The sequence below is a fragment of the Paenibacillus sp. 05T425 genome (assembly GCF_056396205.1).
This window is the reverse complement of record NZ_JBFTLA010000016.1, coordinates 89,136-109,597: the sequence shown is the minus strand read 5'-3', so window position 1 is coordinate 109,597 and position 20,462 is coordinate 89,136. Positions and strand designations below refer to the sequence as shown.

At 51.7% G+C, this 20,462-nt stretch carries 19 protein-coding genes and 1 tRNA gene; 18 read left to right on the top strand and 2 right to left on the bottom strand.

The window, feature by feature from the left end; translation table 11 throughout:
• The first annotated feature begins 78 nt into the window (after positions 1-78).
• The 16 genes from AC1DF0_RS27660 (at position 79) to AC1DF0_RS27585 (ending at position 16,205) form a co-directional block, all read left to right on the top strand.
• Positions 79-1,305, top strand: a complete 1,227-nt coding sequence (locus AC1DF0_RS27660; protein WP_442051558.1) for an ATP phosphoribosyltransferase regulatory subunit — start codon at positions 79-81, stop codon at positions 1,303-1,305.
• Positions 1,302-1,946, top strand: a complete 645-nt coding sequence (gene hisG, locus AC1DF0_RS27655; protein ID WP_442051559.1) for an ATP phosphoribosyltransferase — start codon at positions 1,302-1,304, stop codon at positions 1,944-1,946. The genes AC1DF0_RS27660 and hisG overlap by 4 nt, the downstream gene beginning before the upstream one ends.
• 130 nt (positions 1,947-2,076) lie before the next feature.
• The gene (gene hisD, locus AC1DF0_RS27650; protein WP_442051560.1) at positions 2,077-3,366 is read left to right on the top strand and encodes a histidinol dehydrogenase; all 1,290 of its coding nucleotides are present in this window, start codon (positions 2,077-2,079) and stop codon (positions 3,364-3,366) included.
• Positions 3,367-3,656: 290 nt separating this feature from the next.
• Positions 3,657-4,256, top strand: a complete 600-nt coding sequence (gene hisB, locus AC1DF0_RS27645; protein WP_337104375.1) for an imidazoleglycerol-phosphate dehydratase HisB — start codon at positions 3,657-3,659, stop codon at positions 4,254-4,256.
• Entirely contained in the window at positions 4,257-4,886 is a 630-nt protein-coding gene (gene hisH / locus AC1DF0_RS27640; protein ID WP_337104374.1) for an imidazole glycerol phosphate synthase subunit HisH, read from the top strand.
• Between the two features lie 52 nt (positions 4,887-4,938).
• Positions 4,939-5,697, top strand: coding sequence for an imidazole glycerol phosphate synthase subunit HisF (gene hisF, locus AC1DF0_RS27635; protein WP_442051561.1), 759 nt, complete (start codon positions 4,939-4,941; stop codon positions 5,695-5,697).
• A complete protein-coding gene (gene hisIE / locus AC1DF0_RS27630) occupies positions 5,694-6,386 on the top strand; it encodes a bifunctional phosphoribosyl-AMP cyclohydrolase/phosphoribosyl-ATP diphosphatase HisIE (RefSeq protein ID WP_442051562.1) in 693 nt (230 codons plus the stop codon). Before hisF ends, hisIE begins: the two co-directional genes overlap by 4 nt.
• Positions 6,387-6,446: 60 nt before the next feature.
• Complete coding sequence (gene hisJ / locus AC1DF0_RS27625; RefSeq protein WP_477576543.1) at positions 6,447-7,253, top strand: histidinol-phosphatase HisJ; 807 nt, start codon at positions 6,447-6,449, stop codon at positions 7,251-7,253.
• A 119-nt stretch (positions 7,254-7,372) separates the two neighbouring features.
• Positions 7,373-8,323 (top strand): ribose-phosphate diphosphokinase, encoded by a 951-nt coding sequence (locus tag AC1DF0_RS27620; protein ID WP_337104370.1) that lies wholly within the window; start codon positions 7,373-7,375, stop codon positions 8,321-8,323.
• A 168-nt stretch (positions 8,324-8,491) separates the two neighbouring features.
• Positions 8,492-10,237 (top strand): tetratricopeptide repeat protein, encoded by a 1,746-nt coding sequence (locus AC1DF0_RS27615; protein WP_477576540.1) that lies wholly within the window; start codon positions 8,492-8,494, stop codon positions 10,235-10,237.
• Positions 10,238-10,300: 63 nt separating this feature from the next.
• The gene (trxB, locus tag AC1DF0_RS27610; RefSeq protein ID WP_477576538.1) at positions 10,301-11,248 is read left to right on the top strand and encodes a thioredoxin-disulfide reductase; all 948 of its coding nucleotides are present in this window, start codon (positions 10,301-10,303) and stop codon (positions 11,246-11,248) included.
• Positions 11,249-11,731: 483 nt separating this feature from the next.
• Positions 11,732-12,682 carry an ROK family glucokinase gene (locus AC1DF0_RS27605; protein WP_477576536.1) on the top strand — a complete coding sequence of 317 codons (951 nt, stop codon included), beginning with the start codon at positions 11,732-11,734 and terminating at the stop codon, positions 12,680-12,682.
• 236 nt (positions 12,683-12,918) lie between these two features.
• Positions 12,919-13,806, top strand: coding sequence for an RNase adapter RapZ (gene rapZ, locus AC1DF0_RS27600; protein WP_337103546.1), 888 nt, complete (start codon positions 12,919-12,921; stop codon positions 13,804-13,806).
• A 12-nt stretch (positions 13,807-13,818) separates the two neighbouring features.
• Positions 13,819-14,805 (top strand): gluconeogenesis factor YvcK family protein, encoded by a 987-nt coding sequence (locus tag AC1DF0_RS27595; RefSeq protein WP_442051566.1) that lies wholly within the window; start codon positions 13,819-13,821, stop codon positions 14,803-14,805.
• Between the two features lie 6 nt (positions 14,806-14,811).
• Positions 14,812-15,741 carry a DNA-binding protein WhiA gene (whiA, locus tag AC1DF0_RS27590; RefSeq protein ID WP_442051567.1) on the top strand — a complete coding sequence of 310 codons (930 nt, stop codon included), beginning with the start codon at positions 14,812-14,814 and terminating at the stop codon, positions 15,739-15,741.
• 194 nt (positions 15,742-15,935) lie between these two features.
• Entirely contained in the window at positions 15,936-16,205 is a 270-nt protein-coding gene (locus AC1DF0_RS27585) for an HPr family phosphocarrier protein (RefSeq protein WP_028609180.1), read from the top strand.
• Between the two features lie 547 nt (positions 16,206-16,752).
• Here AC1DF0_RS27585 and clpP read toward each other — a convergent pair.
• A complete protein-coding gene (gene clpP / locus AC1DF0_RS27580; protein WP_337103554.1) occupies positions 16,753-17,337 on the bottom strand; it encodes an ATP-dependent Clp endopeptidase proteolytic subunit ClpP in 585 nt (194 codons plus the stop codon).
• 538 nt (positions 17,338-17,875) lie between these two features.
• Positions 17,876-17,950: transfer RNA gene (locus tag AC1DF0_RS27575), tRNA-Arg, on the bottom strand.
• A gap of 234 nt (positions 17,951-18,184) precedes the next feature.
• Here AC1DF0_RS27575 and AC1DF0_RS27570 point away from each other — a divergent pair.
• On the top strand, positions 18,185-19,222 hold the full coding sequence (locus tag AC1DF0_RS27570; RefSeq protein ID WP_477576533.1) for a sugar-binding transcriptional regulator: 1,038 nt from the start codon (positions 18,185-18,187) through the stop codon (positions 19,220-19,222).
• Between the two features lie 101 nt (positions 19,223-19,323).
• A complete protein-coding gene (gap, locus tag AC1DF0_RS27565) occupies positions 19,324-20,328 on the top strand; it encodes a type I glyceraldehyde-3-phosphate dehydrogenase (RefSeq protein WP_307207893.1) in 1,005 nt (334 codons plus the stop codon).
• Positions 20,329-20,462 lie beyond the last annotated feature (134 nt).

Genomic DNA, 20,462 nt, shown 5'->3' with positions numbered 1-20,462 from the left:
GACTAATATCTTTAATTTGTTAGAATGGTAACATGGTAATGCTGTAATACACTAAAGCGACCGAAGGTGAGAACGGAAATGTCCAAACCAAAAGTATTTGAGAAGCCGATAGGCGTGAAAGATTATTTGCCGGGAGCGGTGGCGAAGCTTCGCCATATTGAGCGTCAGGTGCTCGCCTGCATGCAAGGCTGGGGCTATGAGCAAATTATGACTCCCACGATGGAATATTACGATACAGTAGGCGTTGCCAGCTCAACGTCCGACCAAAAGCTGTTCAAGCTGCTTAATAATCGCGGAACGACGCTTGTGCTGCGCTCCGATATGACGTCGCCGATTGCGCGCGTAGTGGCATCGTTATTGAAGGATGCCGATTTCCCGCTGCGATTGTCGTACCACTCTAATGTATTCCGTGCGATCGAAGAAGAAGCAGGCCGCGAGGCGGAGTTTTTCCAGACGGGCGTGGAATTGGTTGGCGATTCGTCTGCGGAGGCGGACGCTGAAGTTGTAGCGCTTGCTATTGCGTCGCTGAAAGCGGCCGGCGTAGAACGCTTCAAGATTGCTATTGGCCACGTCGGCTTCTTGAATGGTCTATTCGAGGAGACGCTGGCAGGCCGCGAGGAAGCGCAGGAGCAGCTTAAAGCTTGCTTGCTTGGACGCGATTATGTAGGCTACCGCGAGCAATTGCGCAAGCTTGCGCTTGACGAGCCGGTACAGCGCGAGCTGGAGGGCATCCTTAGGCTGCGAGGCGGACAGGAAATATGCGATCAGGCGCTGCAGCTTAGCGGCAATGAGAAGGCGCGCGAGTCGATCAGCCATCTGTGCGAAATTTGGGATGTGCTGAAGGCATATGGCGTATGCGAGCATGTGCTTATTGATCTCACAATGATTGGAGATTTCTCTTATTATACAGGCATGACTTTCGAGGGATATGCAGCCGATCTCGGATTCCCGGTAGCAAGCGGCGGCCGTTACGACAATCTGCTGTCGCAGTTCGGGCGCAAGGCGCCGGCTACGGGCTTCGCGCTGAAGACGACGCGCATTCTAGAGCTGCTCGGCAACGAGGCGGATGAAGCGGTGGAGAGAACGCTGATCGTTTATGATGCGGCGGGGCGTACGGAGGCGCTGGCAAAGGCGCAGGAGCTGCGCGGCGAGGGCGTTAAGGTTGTGACGGAGCGGTTGGCTGATGGGGATCATTCGTACGCAAAAGTAAGACTTCCTTCACAATTGCACGATAGATTCACGTTCAAGGGTAATGAATATACGGATTACATTGAATTCATTCAGAAAGGAGGCAGCGCCACATGAGCGGAGACAACAAGCAAATATTGAAAGTGGCGATGCCGAAGGGCCGCATCTACAAGCAGGCTTCCAAGCTGTTCCGTGAAGCGGGCTTGCCGATCCCAAGCGACTTCGACGACACGCGCAAGCTCATTATTGAGCTGCCGGAAGCAAAGATGGAGTTCATTATGGCAAAGCCGGTCGATGTGCCGACTTACGTAGAATATGGCGTAGCCGATATCGGCATTGTCGGCAAGGACGTATTGATGGAAGAGAACAAGGATGTCTACGAGCTACTCGATCTTGGCATTGCGAAATGCCGGATGTCGGTCATCGGCTTGCCGGATTGGAAGCCGACGATTAATCCGCGCGTCGCGACGAAATATCCGAACGTAGCATCGGCTTACTTCCGCGAGCTCGGTCAACAGGTTGAGGTCATCAAGCTGAACGGCTCGATTGAGCTTGCTCCGCTGATCGGCCTTGCCGACCGGATCGTCGATATGGTGGAAACGGGACAGACGCTGCGCGAGAACGGACTGGTGGAGATGGAATCGATCTTCGGCATTACGAGCCGCTTGATCGCGAATCGGGTTAGCTATCGGATGAAGAACGACAGTATTCAGAACCTATGCGATCTGTTGCAGGAGACGCTTGCGGCGAAGGCTTAATTAAGGCGAGAGTGCGATAGAGAAGCTTCGGTACAGGATGGTTAAGGCAAGAGAGCGATAGAGAAGCTTCGGTACAGGATGGTCAAGGCAAGAGAGCGATAGAGAATGTGTGAGGGAAGGAGCGCTACGTATGCGCATTATGAGAGCGGAGCAGTTTGGGTTGAAGCGCGAGGTCGAGTATGGCTCGCCCGAGCAGAACGAGGTCGTTCGGACCATCGTAGAGGCGGTCCGAACGGAAGGAGACGCGGCGCTGCTCAGGTACACGGAGCAGCTTGACCGCGTGAAGCTGGATGCGGCGTCGCTTCGCGTGACGCAGCAGGAAATTGAGGCGGCGTATGATAAGGTCGACGCCGCGTTCCTCACGGCCATCCGCGAGGCGGCCGTGAACATTAGGGCTTTCCACGAGAAGCAGAAGCGTACCTCGTGGATGGATCTGCAGCCGGACGGGACGCTGCTCGGGCAGATTCTGCGACCGCTGAAGCGGGTCGGCGTATACGTGCCCGGAGGCAAGGCGGCTTATCCGTCGTCCGTGCTCATGAACGTCATTCCGGCACAAGTAGCCGGCGTGCCGGAGATCGTGATGGTAACGCCGCCGGCCACTGGCGGCAAGGCAGGCATCGACCCGTATATTCTCGTTGCCGCCGCGGAATCGGGCGTCAAGGAGATGTACCGGGTCGGAGGCGCTCAAGCCATTGCCGCGCTTGCGTACGGCACGGCTTCGATTGCCCCGGTCGATAAAATATGCGGACCGGGCAACATCTACGTGGCGCTCGCTAAGCGCGCCGTATTCGGTGCCGTCGATATCGACAGCATCGCCGGCCCAAGCGAGATCGTCGTCCTCGCCGATGACACGGCGGACGCATCTTACGTCGCTGCCGACCTGCTATCGCAGGCGGAGCACGACGAGATGTCGTCGGCGATCCTTATTACGCCGTCGACGAAGCTGGCCGAGGCTGTCGTCGCTGAAGTCGAGCGCCAGCTCTCCACGCTGCCGCGCGAGGCGATCGCGCGCAGCTCGGTAGACAACTACGGCGCGGCGCTGCTCGTCGACTCGCTGAAGGACGGCATCGACGTCGTCAATCAGCTGGCGCCTGAGCACCTGGAAGTGCTGACGGCCGACCCGATGAGCCTGCTCGGCCTCATTGAGAACGCGGGCGCGATCTTCCTCGGCCCGTACAGCTCGGAGCCGGTCGGCGATTATTTCGCCGGACCGAACCACATCATTCCGACGAACGGCACAGCGCGGTTCTCCTCGCCGGTCAATGTTGACGACTTCCTTAAGAAGTCGAGCTTGATCTACTACAGCAAGGAAGCGCTAATGACAAACGGCGACAAGATTATCACACTTGCGCGCCACGAAGGATTAGAAGGACATGCTCGCGCGATCGAGATCCGTTTGGAGAAGGAACGCGGGCTTTAATAGATACAAATAACGGCATTCTCGGCATCTAAATCAGAATACTGATGTCTGTTATTCGATTTAGCGGCATTTTGGGAAGCAAATTAGCCCATTTTTTCCACAGTCGGTGAAATAGCTCAATTAATTGCCCGAAATGCCGTTATAGAGCAACTTTCGTGAGAGCTCGCTGAAATAACGTCCCAAAAGGACGCTACACGCTGCATAAGAACCACAAACTGCTGCTCAGGAGCTAACCGCCCCACAGGCGGGAGATATCATACAACCAACATACAAGGAAAGTAGGAATTACAATGGCGGATACTAGAGTGCGTGAGGCGTCGGTCGAGCGCAAAACGAATGAAACGGATATTAAGCTGTCTTTCGCAGTGGACGGCACTGGCGAGACGAAGCTCGAAACGGATGTGCCTTTCCTGAACCATATGCTTGACCTGTTCACGAAGCACGGACAATTCAACCTGCAAGTCGAGGCGCGCGGAGACATCGACATTGACGATCACCACACCGTTGAAGACATCGGCATCTGCCTCGGGCAGACGCTTCGCGAAGCATTGGGCGACAAACGCGGCATTAAACGTTATGCCAGCGTATTCGTTCCGATGGATGAGGCGCTAGCGCAAGTCATTGTCGACGTCAGCAACCGTCCTCACTTTGAATATCGTGCGGAATATCCTTCGGCGCAGGTTGGAAGCTTCTCTACTGAGCTCGTTCACGAGTTCCTGTGGAAGCTGGCGCTTGAATCGCGCATTACGCTGCACGTTATCGTTCACTACGGCAAAAACACGCATCACATGATCGAAGCGGTATTCAAAGCGCTTGGCCGTGCGATCGACGAAGCGACGAGCATTGATCCTCGCGTACAAGGAGTGCCTTCAACGAAGGGAGTGCTGTAAATGATTGCGATTATAGATTATGGCATGGGCAACCTGCATAGCGTGAGCAAAGCGGTTGAACGGCTAGGGTTCGAAGCGGTCATTACCGCTGATCCGCAGCGCATTCTAGAGGCGGACGGCGCGATATTGCCGGGCGTTGGCGCATTCGGCGACGCGATGCAGAATCTGCGCAACACGAAGCTGGATGAGGTGGCGAAGTTCTACGCCGCTTCCGGCAAGCCGATGCTGGGCATCTGCCTCGGCATGCAGCTTCTGTTCAGCGAGAGCGAGGAATACGGCCGGAACGAAGGGCTGAACCTGCTACCGGGTAAGGTTATCCGCTTCCAAGGCGACTACAAAGTGCCGCATATGGGCTGGAACAAGCTGTCGTTCTTGCAAAAGCAATCGCCGCTGTTCGAAGGACTGGAAGAGGGGCATGTGTATTTCGTTCACTCCTTCCATGCAAAGCCGGAGCTGGCGAGCGACCTGCTTGCAACGACGGACTACAATCAGCAAGTGACGGCGATCGTCGGACGCGGCAACGTCTACGGCATGCAGTTCCACCCGGAGAAGAGCGGCGATCTCGGCATGAAGCTGCTCGGCAACTTCTTGGCGCTGACAGGCAGCCCGCAGCTGCAGCAGCAAGCGTAACAACGATAAAGCGATAGAAGGCCCGGCCTGGGCATATAAAGGAGAGGGCAACATGCTGGCGAAACGTATCATTCCGTGTCTCGACGTGAAGGACGGCCGGGTCGTAAAGGGCGTCAACTTCGTCAATCTGCGCGATGCGGGCGATCCGGTCGAGCTTGCGGCTACTTATGACCGCGAGGGAGCAGACGAGCTTGTATTTCTAGATATCTCGGCGTCCGTCGAAGGACGCGCGACGATGATTGAGGTCGTGAAGCGGACGGCTGGCGAGATTACGATTCCGTTCACGGTGGGCGGCGGCATTTCGCATGTAGACGATATGAAGCGGCTGCTGCGCGCGGGAGCGGACAAGATCGGCATTAATACGGCAGCGGTGAAGAATAGGGCGCTCGTATCGGAAGGCGCGCGCAAGTTCGGCTCGCAATGTATCGTCGTAGCTATCGACGCGAAGTTCAATCCGGAATGGGGCGAATGGGAAGTGTACACGCATGGCGGCCGTCAGACGACGGGCATTCGCGCGCTGGAATGGGCACGCGAGGTCGAGCGTCTCGGCGCGGGGGAAATACTGCTGACAAGCATGGACGCGGACGGAACGAAGGACGGCTTCGACGTGAAGCTGACTCAGGCCGTATCGGATTCGCTTGGCATTCCGGTTATTGCCTCCGGCGGAGCGGGCAAGGTGGAACACTTCAATGAAGTGTTCCAGCAGGCACATGCGGATGCGGCTCTAGCGGCGACAATTTTCCATTATAAAGAAATGACGATTCGCGAGGTTAAGGACGATTTGCGTCTGAAGGGAGTAGAGGTTCGATGACGGTTAACGATTACAACGAGCTGCTTACACAAATCAAATGGGATGCGGCGGGACTGATTCCGGCTGTCGTTCAGGACGCTCAGAGCAAGGAAGTGCTCATGCTTGCGTATATGAACGAGGAATCCCTTAAGCTATCGATAGAATCCGGCGTTACCTGGTATTGGAGCCGCTCGCGCAGCGAGCTTTGGAACAAGGGAGCGACTAGCGGACATACGCAGCGCATCGTCTCGATGTCCTACGACTGCGACGGCGATACGCTGCTGCTTCGCGTGGAGCAGCAAGGTCCGGCTTGCCATACAGGCCGATACAGCTGCTTCTATAATGCGATCGAGGTGCAAGGCGCATCAACGCCAGCTGCTGAACCGACAGAACAAGCAGTTGAGCGCTTCGCCATGCTCGGTCATCTGGAGAGCGTCATCGCGCAACGAGATGCAGAGCGTCCAGACGGCGCTTATACGACGTACCTGTTCGAGAAGGGCGTTGATAAGATTCTGAAGAAGATCGGCGAAGAAGCTTCTGAAGTGATTATCGCGGCAAAAAATGAAGACAACGACGAGCTGCGCAGTGAAGCGAGCGATTTGATCTTCCATCTGATGGTGCTGCTGCGCGAGCGCAAGCTGCCGCTTGACGATGTCATGCGCGAGCTAAGCGGCCGCGTAGGCAAGCCAACTACGAACAAAATGAGATAGTCATCAGGCTATCGAATAGTTGAATCGCCCCATTTTAAAAAACGAAAGGCCGGAATGCTCATGTTTATCGATTATCATACCCATCATGCCCGCTGCGGCCACGCGGTAGGCGACCTTGAAGAGTACGTGAAGAAGGGCATCGAGATCGGGCTTGCGGAGATCGGCCTTTCCGACCATATGCCGCTGCTGCATGTTGACCCCGCAACCTACTTGCCGGAGATGGCGATGCCGATGGAGGAGCTTCCGCGTTATGTCGAGGAATGTCTCGCTCTGAAGGAGAAGTACAAGGGACAGATCGACGTTCGCGTCGGTCTGGAAGGCGATTATATCGAAGGCTGCGAGGAGCAGATCGAAGCGATCGTTAAGGCTTACCCATGGGATTACGTGATCGGCTCCGTTCATTTTCTAGGCGAGTGGGACATTACCGACTTCCGTCAGACGGCGGGCTGGGAAGGCAAAAACAAGCTGGCGGTGTACGAGCAATATTACGATGCGGTTATCAAAGCGGCAGCAACGGGCTTCTACGACTACATCGGCCATATCGACGTCATCAAGCGGTTCGGCTTCAAGCCGGATGAGGATGTGGCTCATTTGGAAAATGCAGCGCTTGAAGCTGTCAAGAAGCACGGTCTTGCGATTGAGCTCAATGCATCGGGTTTTCGTACGCCGGTGAAGGAGATGTTCCCAAGCCGCCGTATGCTCGAATATGCCTACGAACTAGGGATCCCTCTGACGATCGGTTCTGATGCGCACCAGCCTGAGAGACTGGGTCAATATTTGGAAGAAGCGCGCGCTGTGCTTAAGGAAGTCGGCTATACGCAGCTAGCGACATTTAATTGTCGAAAAATATTGCTGATTGATTTTTGAATTATCGTAAATTCGATGTATAATAGGATTGAATAAGACAAGATTTGTCGAATAATATTCGACATGCGACAGTACTTGATAAGTAAAATTTATTGGTTTAAGACGCTCAGGAGGGTATCATGGTAAGCGACAAGGTGCGTATATTTTCGGGTTCGTCCAATCCGGTATTGGCTCAAAAAATCAGTGCAGAGCTAGGTCTATCGCTCGGTGCAATTAAGATGTCTCGTTTCAAAAGCGGGGAGATCTACGTTCACTACGAGGAAACGATTCGTAACTGCGACGTATTTCTCGTTCAATCGTTCTCTCATCCGATCAACGAGCATTTTGTAGAATTGCTCGTGATGATCGATGCGGCGAAGCGCGCTTCGGCGAGAACGGTCAACATCATCATGCCTTACTACGGCTATGCTCGTCAGGAACGCAAGGCAGCTCCGCGGGAGCCGATCTCGGCGAAAATGTTGGCTGACGTGCTTACGACAGTTGGCGCGAACCGCGTCATTACGATCGATTTGCATGCTCCGGCGATTCAAGGGTTCTTCAACATTCCGGTTGACCACATGACGGCGCTTGACTTGATCAGCGATTACCTGAAAGCCAAAAACATCAAGAATCCGGTCGTTGTATCGCCGGATGCAGGACGTGCTTCGACGGCGGAGAAGCTGGCTAACTACTTGGACACTTCGTTTGCGATCATGATCAAGAAGCGTCCTGCGCACAACGAATCCTCCATTACGCACGTTATCGGCGACGTAGAAGGTCAAACCCCGATTATTATCGAGGACCTGATCGATACCGGCACGACGATCGTAAATGTTGTGGAGAGTCTCAAGGAGCGCGGCGCGGAAGACGTGTACGTATGTGCGACGCATCCGTTATTCTCCGGTACTGCTATTGAGCGTTTGGATCATCCATCTATAAAAGAAGTTATCGTAACCGACTCGATTCTATTGCCGGAATCGACGCCGGAACGCTTCAAGGTGCTGTCTGTAGCTCCGCTGCTTGCGGAAGCGACACGGATCATCTTGGAAGGCGGCTCGATCAGCACGTTGTTCAAGAACAACGGTGTCTAATATTCGGCCGGCCTTGCCGATATGCCCAAAAGAATAGGTTCACCGCGAAAAAATCGCGGACGGCTCGTATGCCGTCCGCGATTTTTTCCCACATATTCTTTCGTGTTAGGATAGGCAGCGCTATGGTATAATCTTAGAAAATCGGAAGTAACGGGAGGTGCCTTGCTAGTGAAAGAGAAGAGACTTGTGGCTGTCGATACGCAAACGAAGGTAATACCGATTCAATGGGACGCTACGTTTTTCTTTGAACGGGCTGTTCGTTCGCTGGATCGATTCCATTACGACAAGGCCCTCAAATATTTTCGGCGCGCCGTTGAATACGAACCTGACAATCCTGTAAACCATTGCAATATGGCCGGCATCCTATCGGAGATGGGCAACTATGAGGAATCGAATCGGATCTTAAACATGATTATGGATGAGCTTGATCCGACGATGACGGAATGCTATTTCTACATGGCGAACAATTATGCGAATATGGAACAGTACGAGGCTGCCGAAGGCGCCCTCATTCAATATTTGGAGGAAGACCCCGACGGCCAGTTTCTCGATGAAGCGGAAGATATGATGGATCTGCTTCACTATGAGCTGGAGCGCCCGACCCAATTGAAAAACATTAAATCGCGCGAGGGCATGATCGAACACGATCAAGCGCGGACGCTGCTGGAGGAAGGCAAGTTTACCGAGGCAGTCCGCATCTTGGAACAAATTACGCAGCAGCAGCCTGATTTTCTAGCAGCGAGAAACAATTTGGCGCTCGCTTATTATTACATGGGCATGTTCGATAAGGCGATGGAGACGATTCAAGAGGTGTTAGACCTTGAAGCGGGCAATTTGCATGCGCTTTGCAACCTTGCGATCTTCTACCAGCATGAGGGCGACGAGACCAATCTGCGTCCGCTCGTCGATCTGCTGATTAAGACAGCGCCTTTTCATCAAGAGCATGCGTTTAAACTCGCTACAACTATGGGTATCTTAGGAGAGCATGGCTCTGCGTACCGTCACTTCTCGAGGCTGCTTAAGGACGCTGAGCTGCATCAGGATCCATGCTTGTACCATTACGCGGCTGTAGCGTCCTGCAACATCGGAAGGCTGCAGGAGGCTGAACGGCTCTGGAAGCAAGCGATTAAGCTTGATCCGATGTCAGGCATTCCGCAATATTATATGGAGCAGCTGGAGCATATTCGCAGCGGCAAGCAAACGGGGCATGTTAGCTACCATTATCATTTGCCTTTCGAAGAGCAATTCAAGCTATGGGAAAAGTCGTCGGACGGCATTCCCGATCATCTGAAGCGCGACCCGCTCGTACGTTCCTCGTTCTTCTGGGCGCTGCGCCATGGGGATCAGCATACGAAGCTGCAAGTCATTCAGGCGCTTGGCATGATCGCCGACAGCGAGGTCAAGGACGTACTGCGCGCATTCCTGCTGGAGCATGAAGAGGACGATTACTTAAAGCGAATCGCCATATTCGTACTTCGAACAATCGGCGTTCAAGAACCGCTTCATGTGGTGCTTGAGGGCAAGGATACCGTTATCGAGCCGAACCGGGTGCCCTCGCGTCTGCCGGTATGGGAAGAGAAGTGGCAGGCCGTTGTCGATTTGGCGATGAGTCGCATGAACAAGCATTACGATCTCGTTCAGCAGCATGACCTGATGACGTTATGGGTGGAGTTTTTATCCCGTACGTACCCGGATGTGCCGAAGCTGACGAAGCCGGAGGGCTGGGCGGCAGCACTCGAATATTTAACGGCCAAGATGCATCGCCGCGCGATCTCTTACCATGAGGTGTCGATACGCTACGGTACTTCCATCGCAACGGTGAGCAAGAACGTGAAGACGATCGACGGCGTTTGCGGCATCAAAAAAAAGATGAAGTCGATAAGCTCGGTATTTTCCTCGTCTACGGAGGTGTAGCCTGTAGGCTGCGCTCGCGTGCTTGAAGGGAACCGAGGCAAAACTATAGATGAGGTGATTCACATGTACAAATCGATTATTATCGGTACCGGCCCTGCCGGTCTGACTGCAGCTATTTACTTGGCGCGCGCCAATATGGAGCCCCTAATTATCGAAGGACCTGAGCCCGGCGGTCAATTGACGACGACGACGGAAGTCGAGAACTTCCCTGGTTTCCCGGAGGGCATTATGGGACCTGAGCTTATGGAAAACATGCGCAAGCAAGCGGAGCGTTTCGGCGCTAAGTTTATTACGGGCTGGGTGAACAGCGTCGATATGTCCGAGCGTCCGTTCAAGCTGCAAGTGGAAGGCCACGGCGAGCTTGCCTCTGAGAGCGTGATTATCTCGACAGGAGCTTCGGCGAAGTACCTTGGCATTCCAGGCGAGAAAGACAACGTCGGACGCGGTGTGAGCACTTGCGCGACATGCGACGGCTTCTTCTTCCGCGGCAAAAAGATTATCGTGGTCGGCGGCGGCGACTCCGCAATGGAGGAAGCGAACTTCCTTACTCGCTTCGCGTCCAACGTTGAGTTGGTTAACCGCCGCGATGAGCTTCGCGCTTCGAAGATCATGCAGGATCGCGCTCGCGAGAACGAGAAAATCAGCTGGAGCCTGAACCGGACGCCGGTTGAAGTCGTAGCTGGCGGCATGGGTGTTACAGGCCTTAAAGTCCGCGATAACGTGACAGGCGAAGAGGATGTTATTGAGACTGACGGTATCTTCATCGCAATCGGCCACACGCCGAACACGAAGTTCCTGAACGGTCAGATCGACACCGACGAGCATGGTTACATTAAAGTGAAGCCAGGCAGCTCCGAGACGAACATCCCAGGCGTATTCGCATGCGGCGACGTGCAGGACAGCAAGTACCGTCAAGCGATTACAGCAGCGGGAAGCGGCTGCATGGCGGCGCTTGACTGCGAACGTTTCCTTGAAGGCAACGTTACGCATGACTGGAGCAAGTCCGTTTAAGCTGTACGGCTGTTGTGTGATCGTTATCGGCATCTAAGGGAGAATACAGGCTGTACCGGCTAAGCGCGACGACGATGCTTGGCCTGGTATAGCTTTTTTGTATGAAGCTTGTCTATTGGATATCTGCAGCAGCTTTTGAGTTAATTGGTTCTATCCGTGTTCTATATTGGAGATTATCCAATATAGCCCACAGAAGGGCTAGGAGACAGCCTATTGCTTCACCTATAAGCGTTAATTATGAGGGAAATTTCATTTATTGAGGTCTTCCGGCTGGGCAATTGCATTCCGTGGAGGATTCTCACCGATTATGTGGGTCGTTCCTTGAGAATAGCCGTATCTTCTTCTTCATAAAAGTTTCTTAATCGCACTCGATAGAAGGCTGAACAGCTTGTTTTACCAGCATTCTACATTGTTGACGACAGCATGAACAACGCTTATAGTGGGTACAGAGAAGTTTAACATTATTGATGAGGTGGACTAGTGATGTCTGAGAAGATTTACGTTGGCGTCGATGTCGGCGGTACTGCAATTAAAGTAGGAATTTGTAATGCGGAGGGACAGCTGCTCCAAACGTACGAAGGGCCGACTGAGACAAGTAAAGGAACGGACACTATCCTTCATAATATCGCGACATACGCGCGCGCAATTGTTGACGAATCGTCTTATGAATGGGAGCAAGTAGACGGCGTAGGCGTAGGCATCGCCGGTTTCCTTGATATTCCTAACGGTATTATTAAATTCGCTCCTAACTTGAAAATCGAGAATGTCGATTTGAAGTCTTTCTTGGAGAAAGAACTGAAAAAAACAATTAAAGTTAATAACGACGCGAACGTTGCTGCGCTTGGCGAAGCATGGGGCGGAGCAGGCAAAGGCGTCGACCAATGCGTATGTTATACGCTTGGCACGGGCGTTGGCGGCGGTATTATTATAAATGGTAAAATCGTAGAAGGCTTCGCTGGCATGGCGGGCGAGCTTGGTCATATGGCAATCGTTCCGGACCTTGAAGCGATTGGGTGCGGCTGCGGCAAAATGGGCTGCCTCGAGACCGTATCCTCCGCAACGGGTATCATCCGTATGGCGAAGGATGCCGTAGAGCGCGGCGACCGCACTTCGTTGTCTCTGGTAGAAGATATTATGGCGAAGGACGTTATCGATGCTGCCAAAGCAGGCGACGAGGTTGCATCCCGCATCGTAAGCCGTGCTGCTTACTACTTGGGCAAGTCAATGGCGATGATGGCTATTATTCTTAATCCGCAATACTTTATTATTGGCGGCGGCGTATCGAAAGCAGGCGACTTCCTGTTCGATCAAATCCGTGAAGTATTCGAGAAGTACACGCAAGACCAAGCGAAGGAAAACGTGAAGATCGTTGCAGCTACGCTCGGCAATAATGCTGGCGTTGTTGGCGCTGCTGGACTTATTCTCAGAGGCTAGTCATACMATTTAGATACAACAAGTGCTGCGCCGCCCACGGGCGGCTACAGCCCGTTATTCAGATTGCTTTAAATGATAAGAGTAAATAATTTTGATTCTTATTTATTGGCTTATCATTCACCGCGAAACGAGCATAGCCGATCATATCCGGCAAGCCGTTTACGCTTTGCTTCGCAAACCTTAGCTTATGCTTACGAAGTAGGTTTGCTTCGCAAACCTTTTAGGAGGTTGTACTCATGGAGACGGCAGTTACAGTTGCGAAGCTTGTCATTATTACAGGAATGTCTGGCGCGGGCAAAACGATTGCTGTACAGAGCCTCGAGGATCTTGGCTTCTTCTGCGTCGACAACCTGCCGCCTGTGCTCATTCCGAAGTTCGCCGAGCTGATTGATCAATCGAACGGCAAGATCGGCAAGGTAGCGCTCGTGATCGATCTGAGGGGGCGCGAGTTTTTCGACGCTTTGGCCGAATCGCTGGCATTCATTAAAGATCAATTCACCATCGATTGCGAGATTCTTTTCTTGGATGCGACCGATGAGGTGCTTGTTCAGCGTTACAAGGAGAGCCGCCGCCGCCATCCGCTTGCGCCGGAAGGAATGCCGCTGGAAGGTATCCGCAACGAACGCCGAATGCTGGAGGATCTGAAGGGCTCGGCCTCGCAGGTGATCGATACGACGATATTGAAACCAGGCCAGTTGAAGGAACGTATTATTACGCGGTTTACGAATTTGGAACAGAACAGTCTCTCCGTGAACGTAACCTCCTTTGGCTTCAAGTATGGCATTCCTATCGATGCCGACCTCATCTACGACGTTCGTTTCCTTCCGAATCCGCATTATATTGAGCATCTGCGTCCGAATACGGGGCAAAATCCGGATGTATACGAATACGTGATGAAGTGGCCGGAAACACAACAATTTCTAACGAAGCTGCTCGACATGCTGCAATTCCTTATTCCGCTCTATCGCAAGGAAGGGAAAAGCCAGGTAGTCATCGGAATCGGCTGTACGGGCGGCAAACATCGCTCTGTCGCGATTGCCGAATATTTGGGACGCATGCTCGGCAGCAGCGATACGGAACGCATTCGTGTCAGCCATCGCGATGCCGATCGTGACAAGCATTGACGGGGTGAGACGATGCAAAGCAGGCATAAAATTATTAGACGCCCGAAAATCGTCGTAATCGGCGGCGGTACAGGGCTCTCTGTCATGCTGCGAGGCTTGAAAGAGAAGCCGCTAGATATTACGGCGATCGTGACGGTTGCTGATGACGGAGGAAGCTCCGGCATTTTGCGCAACGAGCTCCAAATCCCTCCGCCGGGCGACATACGCAACGTGCTTATGGCGCTTGCCGATGCGGAACCGCTGCTCACCGAAGTGCTGCAGTATCGGTTCAATAGCGGGACAGGGCTAGTCGGGCACAGCCTAGGCAATCTGATGCTTGCGGCGATGACGGACATATCGGGCGACTTTGTATCGGGTGTGCGTGAGCTTAGCCGCGTCCTTGCCGTTCGCGGTCAAGTGCTTCCCGCTGCCAATCAAGCGATCGTGCTCAAGGCCGAGATGGCAGACGGCTCGATCGTAACGGGGGAATCGATGATCCCGAAGGCGGGTCAGGCGATTAGGCGTGTATTCATTGAGCCAAGCGATGTGGAGGCGCTGCCTGAGGCAGTAGAAGCGATCGAGCAGGCTGACGCCATCCTGGTCGGTCCGGGCAGTTTGTATACGAGTATTATTCCGAATCTGCTCGTGCCGAAGCTAGCTGAAGCGATCGTTAATTCAACGGCTGTTAAGCTGTTTGTCTGTAATGTGATGACGCAGCCAGGGGAAACGGACGATTATTCCGTCAGCGACCATTTGGAAGCTGTCCATAAGCATATTGGACATCATCTATTCGATTATGTCATTGTGAATGACGGAGAGATTCCGCCGCAGATCGAAAGCAAGTATGCCGAGATGGGTGCCAAAGCGGTTCATCTCGACTTGGACGAGGTAACGAGACGCGGTTATCAGGTTATAGCGGACCGTCTTGTGCTGTTCCGAACTTTTTTGAGGCATGATGCCGAACGTTTAAGCCATCATATATATAAACTGGTAGAGAACTGGATGCTTAGAAAGAGGTGATAATCGATGTCTTTTGCGGCACAAACAAAAAAAGAGCTGACCCTTATTGAAGCCGATAGCTGCTGTGAGCGTGCAGAGCTGTCTGCGCTATTACGGATGAACGGCTCTGTCAGCGTATCCAGCCGCAAGGTTGTCCTCGACATCTCGACTGAAAATGCGGCCATCGCCAGAAGAATCTATTCCTTGCTTAAGAAGCATTACGACATGCATGTTGAGCTGCTCGTGCGCAAGAAGATGCGCTTGAAGAAAAATAATGTGTATATCGTTCGGATTCCTTCGGGAGTACAGGAAATACTAAGTGAACTCGGAATCGTGTCAGAGGGTTTCATGTTTTCTAACGGCATCGATAAGGAGATTATTCGTAAGCCATGCTGCAAGCGGTCTTATCTGCGCGGCGCTTTCCTGGCTGGAGGCTCGGTCAACAATCCCGAAGGTTCTTCGTATCATTTGGAAATAGCGTCGATGTACGAGGAGCATTGCGATGCGCTTGTGGAGCTTGCGAATAAGTTCGACTTGAATGCCAGATGTATTGAACGGAAGAAAGGTTTCATTCTATACATCAAGGAAGGCGAGAAAATCATCGAGCTTCTTAATATCGTCGGCGCGCACCAGGCATTGTTCAAATTCGAGGACGTGCGAATTATGCGCGACATGCGCAATTCCGTCAATCGGATCGTCAATTGCGAGACGGCGAATCTGAATAAGACAATTGGAGCGGCCGTACGCCAGATCGATAATATTAAGCTGCTGCAGAAGGAGGTCGGCCTTGACAGTCTTCCTGAGAAGCTGAAAGAAGTTGCCGAGATCAGGCTGCAGCATCCCGATATGAATCTGACCGAGGTCGGCGAAATGCTAAGAGGCAAGGTAAGTAAGTCGGGCGTTAACCATCGATTGCGCAAAATCGACGAACTTGCGGAAAAAATACGAGGTAGTTAGCTTTTCACCTAGTGCAACCGCTGGTATAATGTTATAATAATGCAAAATGAACTTGTCACCAAAGATAAGAAGTATAAGTCTAAATCTTATACAAGCTTATATTTCTGCGCTAGACGTCACCGGGTCCGCACAGCTGTTGCTGGCCGGGTCGTTTGACGCTTATGAATGAGTATAATATAGGGGGTATGGTTTCCATGACAAGGCTTCCGGTTGTCGTTCGTCTGAAGACGGGGCTTCATGCAAGACCTGCAGCGTTATTCGTACAAGAAGCGAACAAATTTTCCTCCGAGGTATTTGTAGAGAAAGACGACAAAAAAGTTAATGCGAAATCGATCATGGGCATTATGAGTCTAGCGATCAGCTCCGGCACTGAAGTATCCATAAGTGCGGAAGGTTCGGACGCGGAACAGGCTGTAAACGCTTTAGTCGCTCTTGTTAGCAAAGAGGAACTTGAGAATCAATAATTCATTGGTTACCGATGAAAAAAGCCTCACTCGATCAGTGGATCGGTGTAGGCTTTTTTGCGTTTCTGCGAGTTATTGACAAGTTATTAGACCAATTGTGGATAACTGTGTATAGAATGTGAATAAAGTTGTGGATAAACAATTTAATAGCCACAATTTGTGGATAGCGAATAAGAGAACAGGTTGGAGTAACAGTGAATGAGGCGGCGGATGGATGGTTCGCTGGTTGCATGCATGGCAGATGGCAGGTGCAGGTGGGTAAAAGTATTAATAAGGTGACAGGTAGGATTAGCTATAATGGATAATTGCAATAACTTTTGCCGGTTTGAAGATGGATTTGAATCTATGTTGGATATCTGCATTAACTTTCCTCAGGGTAAGCGCCTGCAGGCCGTTCTAGAGTGAAGTTACTGCGAAAATCCACTATAGCGCTTCAGTAGGCTTCAAAGAGACTTGCTATAATGCAGAAATCCATTATAGTGACTATACAGCAACCAGAAAAAAGGCGATACGAGGGCATGAAACCCTTGTACCGCCTTTTTACTACTTATCCAATTTTCTCGATTACTTTGTCAACAAGGCCGTATTCTTTCGCTTCCGCTGCGCTCATGAAGTAGTCGCGATCCGTATCTTGCTCGATGCGGCTAAGCGGTTGACCGCTGCGCTCTGCAAGAATGCCATTGAGATGGTCGCGCATCTTAATGATGCGGCGCGCGCGAATCTCGATGTCGCTCGCTTGTCCTTCTGCGCCGCCTAGCGGCTGGTGAATCATAACTTCGCTGTTCGGAAGCGCGTAACGCTTGCCTTTCGCGCCTGCCGTCAGCAGGAACGCGCCCATTGAAGCGGCCATACCGACACAGATGGTCGATACGTCTGGCTTAATGTATTGCATCGTATCATAGATCGCCATACCGGCTGTAATGGAGCCGCCTGGGCTGTTAATGTAAAGAGAAATGTCCTTCTCGGGATCATCCGCCGCAAGGAACAGCATTTGCGCAATGATGGAATTAGCCACCACGTCGTTTACACCCGATCCAAGAAAAATAATGCGATCCTTCAACAAGCGAGAGTAAATATCATACGCACGCTCTCCGCGATTGCTTTGCTCAATAACCATAGGAACGAAATTCATATCCAACGTAAGCCCCCTCCTTCAAACTGAACGAAATGGTTAAATCGTATTTTCATAATAACGGATGGAAACTCAAAAGTCAAAGATAGTCAGACAAATTATCTGACAAATGATTGGACAAGCAATAAGTGGCCGCTGTATCGGGCTTTGTCGAAGTGGGACATCGGATGAATGGAGACTAAGCGGGGATAAGTGCGGGGAAAATTAGAGCAGGTGTAAAAGTAGATTGAAGCTTGGGAGAGAGGCCCTCCGTAAATAGTTCGATTTCGTCAAACTAAATAGATGCAGTTTAAAAATATCATGCGCTAATGGCATTCCGTCGAACTAAATGGCCGATGAACGCCAAGTGAAGCCTAAAGAGCCATTTTAGTTTCCCTAAATACCGTTATTGAGCGACTTTAGGAGGAGTAAGTGAATTTAGTATCCCGAAATGCCGTTGCAACGTCACTGCAGGAGGATTAAAAAAGGCCATTCCGAAACAACATTCGGGATGGCCTTAATAGGTATGCGTTATGTAGTTGCATTAGAAAAAAGTAAGTGGCGCGCCCGCTAGGAATCGAACCTAGATCTCAGGCTCCGGAGGCCTACGTCATATCCATTGGACCACGGGCGCAAAAAACAGTAGCAAGGGTGATTATATGATAATAGCGATTAGAAAGCAAGCGGCTTCCGTAAATTAAATTTGTGAAAATCGTGACAGTAATCGCTTTCATTCGATTTCATGCTCTTGCGGCGAGCAACAATTTCCGATAATATAGGAGGTGGGACTACAAATGTTATAGAGGGACGTTTCGCGTCCCGGTCAATGGAGCTATAGTCTCATATAACGGGTGGAGTGAAGGATAAGATGCGTCAGATCATTGAACTGCAGCAGCAGCTTGTGCCTGATCTTCTAGATGTAATGAGAAAGAGGTATTCGATTCTGCACCAGGTCATGCTGACAGAGCTTATCGGACGCCGCACGCTTGCCACGGCGTTATCGCTTACGGAGCGCGTGCTGCGAACGGAGATTGAGTTTCTGAAGGCGCAAGGCTTGCTCGATGTTCATTCGAGCGGCATTCGAATTACGGATGCAGGCAGAGAGCTTCTGGAGCGGCTGGAACCGGTCTATAAGACGATGTTCGGTCTATCGGAGCTTGAAGATCGAATCCGCACTCGCTTTGGCTTATCGCAAGTTGTTGTTGTAGCCGGGGATTCCGAGAGCTCGGCACAGACGAAGCGGGAGCTTGGCCGTGCAAGCGCACAAGTGCTTCGCAAGGTAATGCAGCCCAATGATGTCGTCGCTGTAACAGGCGGAACAACGATTGCCCAAGTTGCGAATCATTTATCAACCTCTACCGCGCTCAAGACCAATTGGTTCGTGCCTGCAAGGGGCGGACTTGGCGAGAGCCTCGACTATCAGGCGAATACGATTGCTTCGACGATGGCGAAGCGCACAGGCGCGCAATACCGCTTGCTTCATGTTCCGGATCATTTGGGCGAGGAAGCATTCTCATCGATCATGCAGGAGCCTAACATTCGCGAGATTGTCGATGTCATTCGAAGCGCTAGAATCGTCGTCCACGGGATCGGGGATGCGATGGTAATGGCTAGACGAAGACGGCTGGAGCAGGACGTCGTGAATGCGATGGCTGCAGAAGGCGCGCTGGCGGAGTCGTTCGGGTTTTATTTTGACCGAAATGGCGCTGTGGTGCACAAAATGCAGACGGTAGGATTACGGCTCGAGGATATTGTAAAGACTGAAGTTGTTATAGGTGTCGCAGGAGGCAAGAGTAAAGGCGAGGCGATCGCAGCCGTCATGCGGTTCGGTCATAACGATGTGCTGGTGACGGACGAAGTAGCCGCGCTAGAGATCGTAGCTATAATCGAGCAAGAAGGACATTAAAGATGTGGTCATGACGTTATTGCCGAACAGGGCAACCTGCTGCAGGCGAAACGTCTTGAAATAAATTGCCTTATCCCAAAAATGCTTAGGAGGAATTAACAATGGTTAAAGTAGGTATTAATGGTTTTGGACGTATCGGCCGTAACGTATTCCGCGCAGCACTGAACAACCCTGATGTACAAATCGTAGCGGTAAACGATCTTACAGACACGAACACGCTGGCTCACCTTCTTAAATATGACACGACTCACGGCACTCTTGACGCAACAGTAGAAGCTAAAGAAGGCGCTTTGATCGTAAACGGCGTTGAAATCAAAGTATTCGCTGAGCGTAACCCGGCTGACCTTCCTTGGGCTTCCGTAGGCGCTGAAATCGTAGTTGAATCGACTGGTATCTTCACAGCTAAAGAAAAAGCTGAGCTTCACCTTCAAGGCGGCGCTAAAAAAGTTATCATCTCCGCTCCAGCTACTAACGAAGACATCACAGTTGTTATGGGCGTTAACGAAGATAAATACGATGCTTCCGCGCACACTATTATCTCCAACGCTTCTTGCACAACGAACTGTCTTGCTCCATTCGCAAAAGTATTGAACGACAAATTCGGTATCGTTAAAGGTATGATGACTACAATTCACTCGTACACAAACGATCAATCCGTGCTTGACGTTCCACACAAAGACCTGCGCCGTGCTCGCGCTGCTGCAGAAAACATCATTCCTTCGTCGACTGGCGCTGCAAAAGCTGTTTCCCTTGTATTGCCTGAGCTCAAAGGCAAATTGAACGGTATGGCTATGCGCGTACCTACACCTAACGTTTCGGTAACTGACCTTGTTGCTGAACTGAAAGTTAACGTTACGGTTGAAGAAGTTAACGCAGCACTTAAAGATGCTTCCGAAGGCGCTTTGAAAGGCATTTTGAACTACAACGAATTGCCGCTTGTATCGAGCGACTACAATAGCGACCCTGCTTCCTCCACAATCGACGGTCTGTCGACAATGGTTGTTGAAGGCAACATGGTTAAAGTTATTTCCTGGTACGACAACGAGTGGGGTTACTCGAACCGCGTAGTTGATCTTGCTGCTTATATCGCAAGCAAAGGTCTGTAAGGAAAGAAGGCGAACGGGCCGAGGCTCCCTGCACTGCTGGGCGCTTCGGCTCTTAAGTTCGCGCCCTTTTGGGGACTTGGACCTTAAGGGCGTTTCTTCTTGACGAAGGAACGCTCTTTTCTTTTTTTCATACT

Excerpts from the sequence above, each read along its gene's own strand:
- AC1DF0_RS27660 (WP_442051558.1), top strand. The coding sequence starts at position 79 with ATGTCCAAACCAAAAGTATTTGAGAAGCCGATAGGCGTGAAAGATTAT.
- hisG (WP_442051559.1), top strand. The coding sequence starts at position 1,302 with ATGAGCGGAGACAACAAGCAAATATTGAAAGTGGCGATGCCGAAGGGC.
- hisD (WP_442051560.1), top strand. The coding sequence starts at position 2,077 with ATGCGCATTATGAGAGCGGAGCAGTTTGGGTTGAAGCGCGAGGTCGAG.
- hisB (WP_337104375.1), top strand. The coding sequence starts at position 3,657 with ATGGCGGATACTAGAGTGCGTGAGGCGTCGGTCGAGCGCAAAACGAAT.
- hisH (WP_337104374.1), top strand. The coding sequence starts at position 4,257 with ATGATTGCGATTATAGATTATGGCATGGGCAACCTGCATAGCGTGAGC.
- hisF (WP_442051561.1), top strand. The coding sequence starts at position 4,939 with ATGCTGGCGAAACGTATCATTCCGTGTCTCGACGTGAAGGACGGCCGG.
- hisIE (WP_442051562.1), top strand. The coding sequence starts at position 5,694 with ATGACGGTTAACGATTACAACGAGCTGCTTACACAAATCAAATGGGAT.
- hisJ (WP_477576543.1), top strand. The coding sequence starts at position 6,447 with ATGTTTATCGATTATCATACCCATCATGCCCGCTGCGGCCACGCGGTA.
- AC1DF0_RS27620 (WP_337104370.1), top strand. The coding sequence starts at position 7,373 with ATGGTAAGCGACAAGGTGCGTATATTTTCGGGTTCGTCCAATCCGGTA.
- trxB (WP_477576538.1), top strand. The coding sequence starts at position 10,301 with ATGTACAAATCGATTATTATCGGTACCGGCCCTGCCGGTCTGACTGCA.
- AC1DF0_RS27605 (WP_477576536.1), top strand. The coding sequence starts at position 11,732 with ATGTCTGAGAAGATTTACGTTGGCGTCGATGTCGGCGGTACTGCAATT.
- rapZ (WP_337103546.1), top strand. The coding sequence starts at position 12,919 with ATGGAGACGGCAGTTACAGTTGCGAAGCTTGTCATTATTACAGGAATG.
- AC1DF0_RS27595 (WP_442051566.1), top strand. The coding sequence starts at position 13,819 with ATGCAAAGCAGGCATAAAATTATTAGACGCCCGAAAATCGTCGTAATC.
- whiA (WP_442051567.1), top strand. The coding sequence starts at position 14,812 with ATGTCTTTTGCGGCACAAACAAAAAAAGAGCTGACCCTTATTGAAGCC.
- AC1DF0_RS27585 (WP_028609180.1), top strand. The coding sequence starts at position 15,936 with ATGACAAGGCTTCCGGTTGTCGTTCGTCTGAAGACGGGGCTTCATGCA.
- clpP (WP_337103554.1), bottom strand. The coding sequence starts at position 17,337 with ATGAATTTCGTTCCTATGGTTATTGAGCAAAGCAATCGCGGAGAGCGT.
- AC1DF0_RS27570 (WP_477576533.1), top strand. The coding sequence starts at position 18,185 with ATGCGTCAGATCATTGAACTGCAGCAGCAGCTTGTGCCTGATCTTCTA.
- gap (WP_307207893.1), top strand. The coding sequence starts at position 19,324 with ATGGTTAAAGTAGGTATTAATGGTTTTGGACGTATCGGCCGTAACGTA.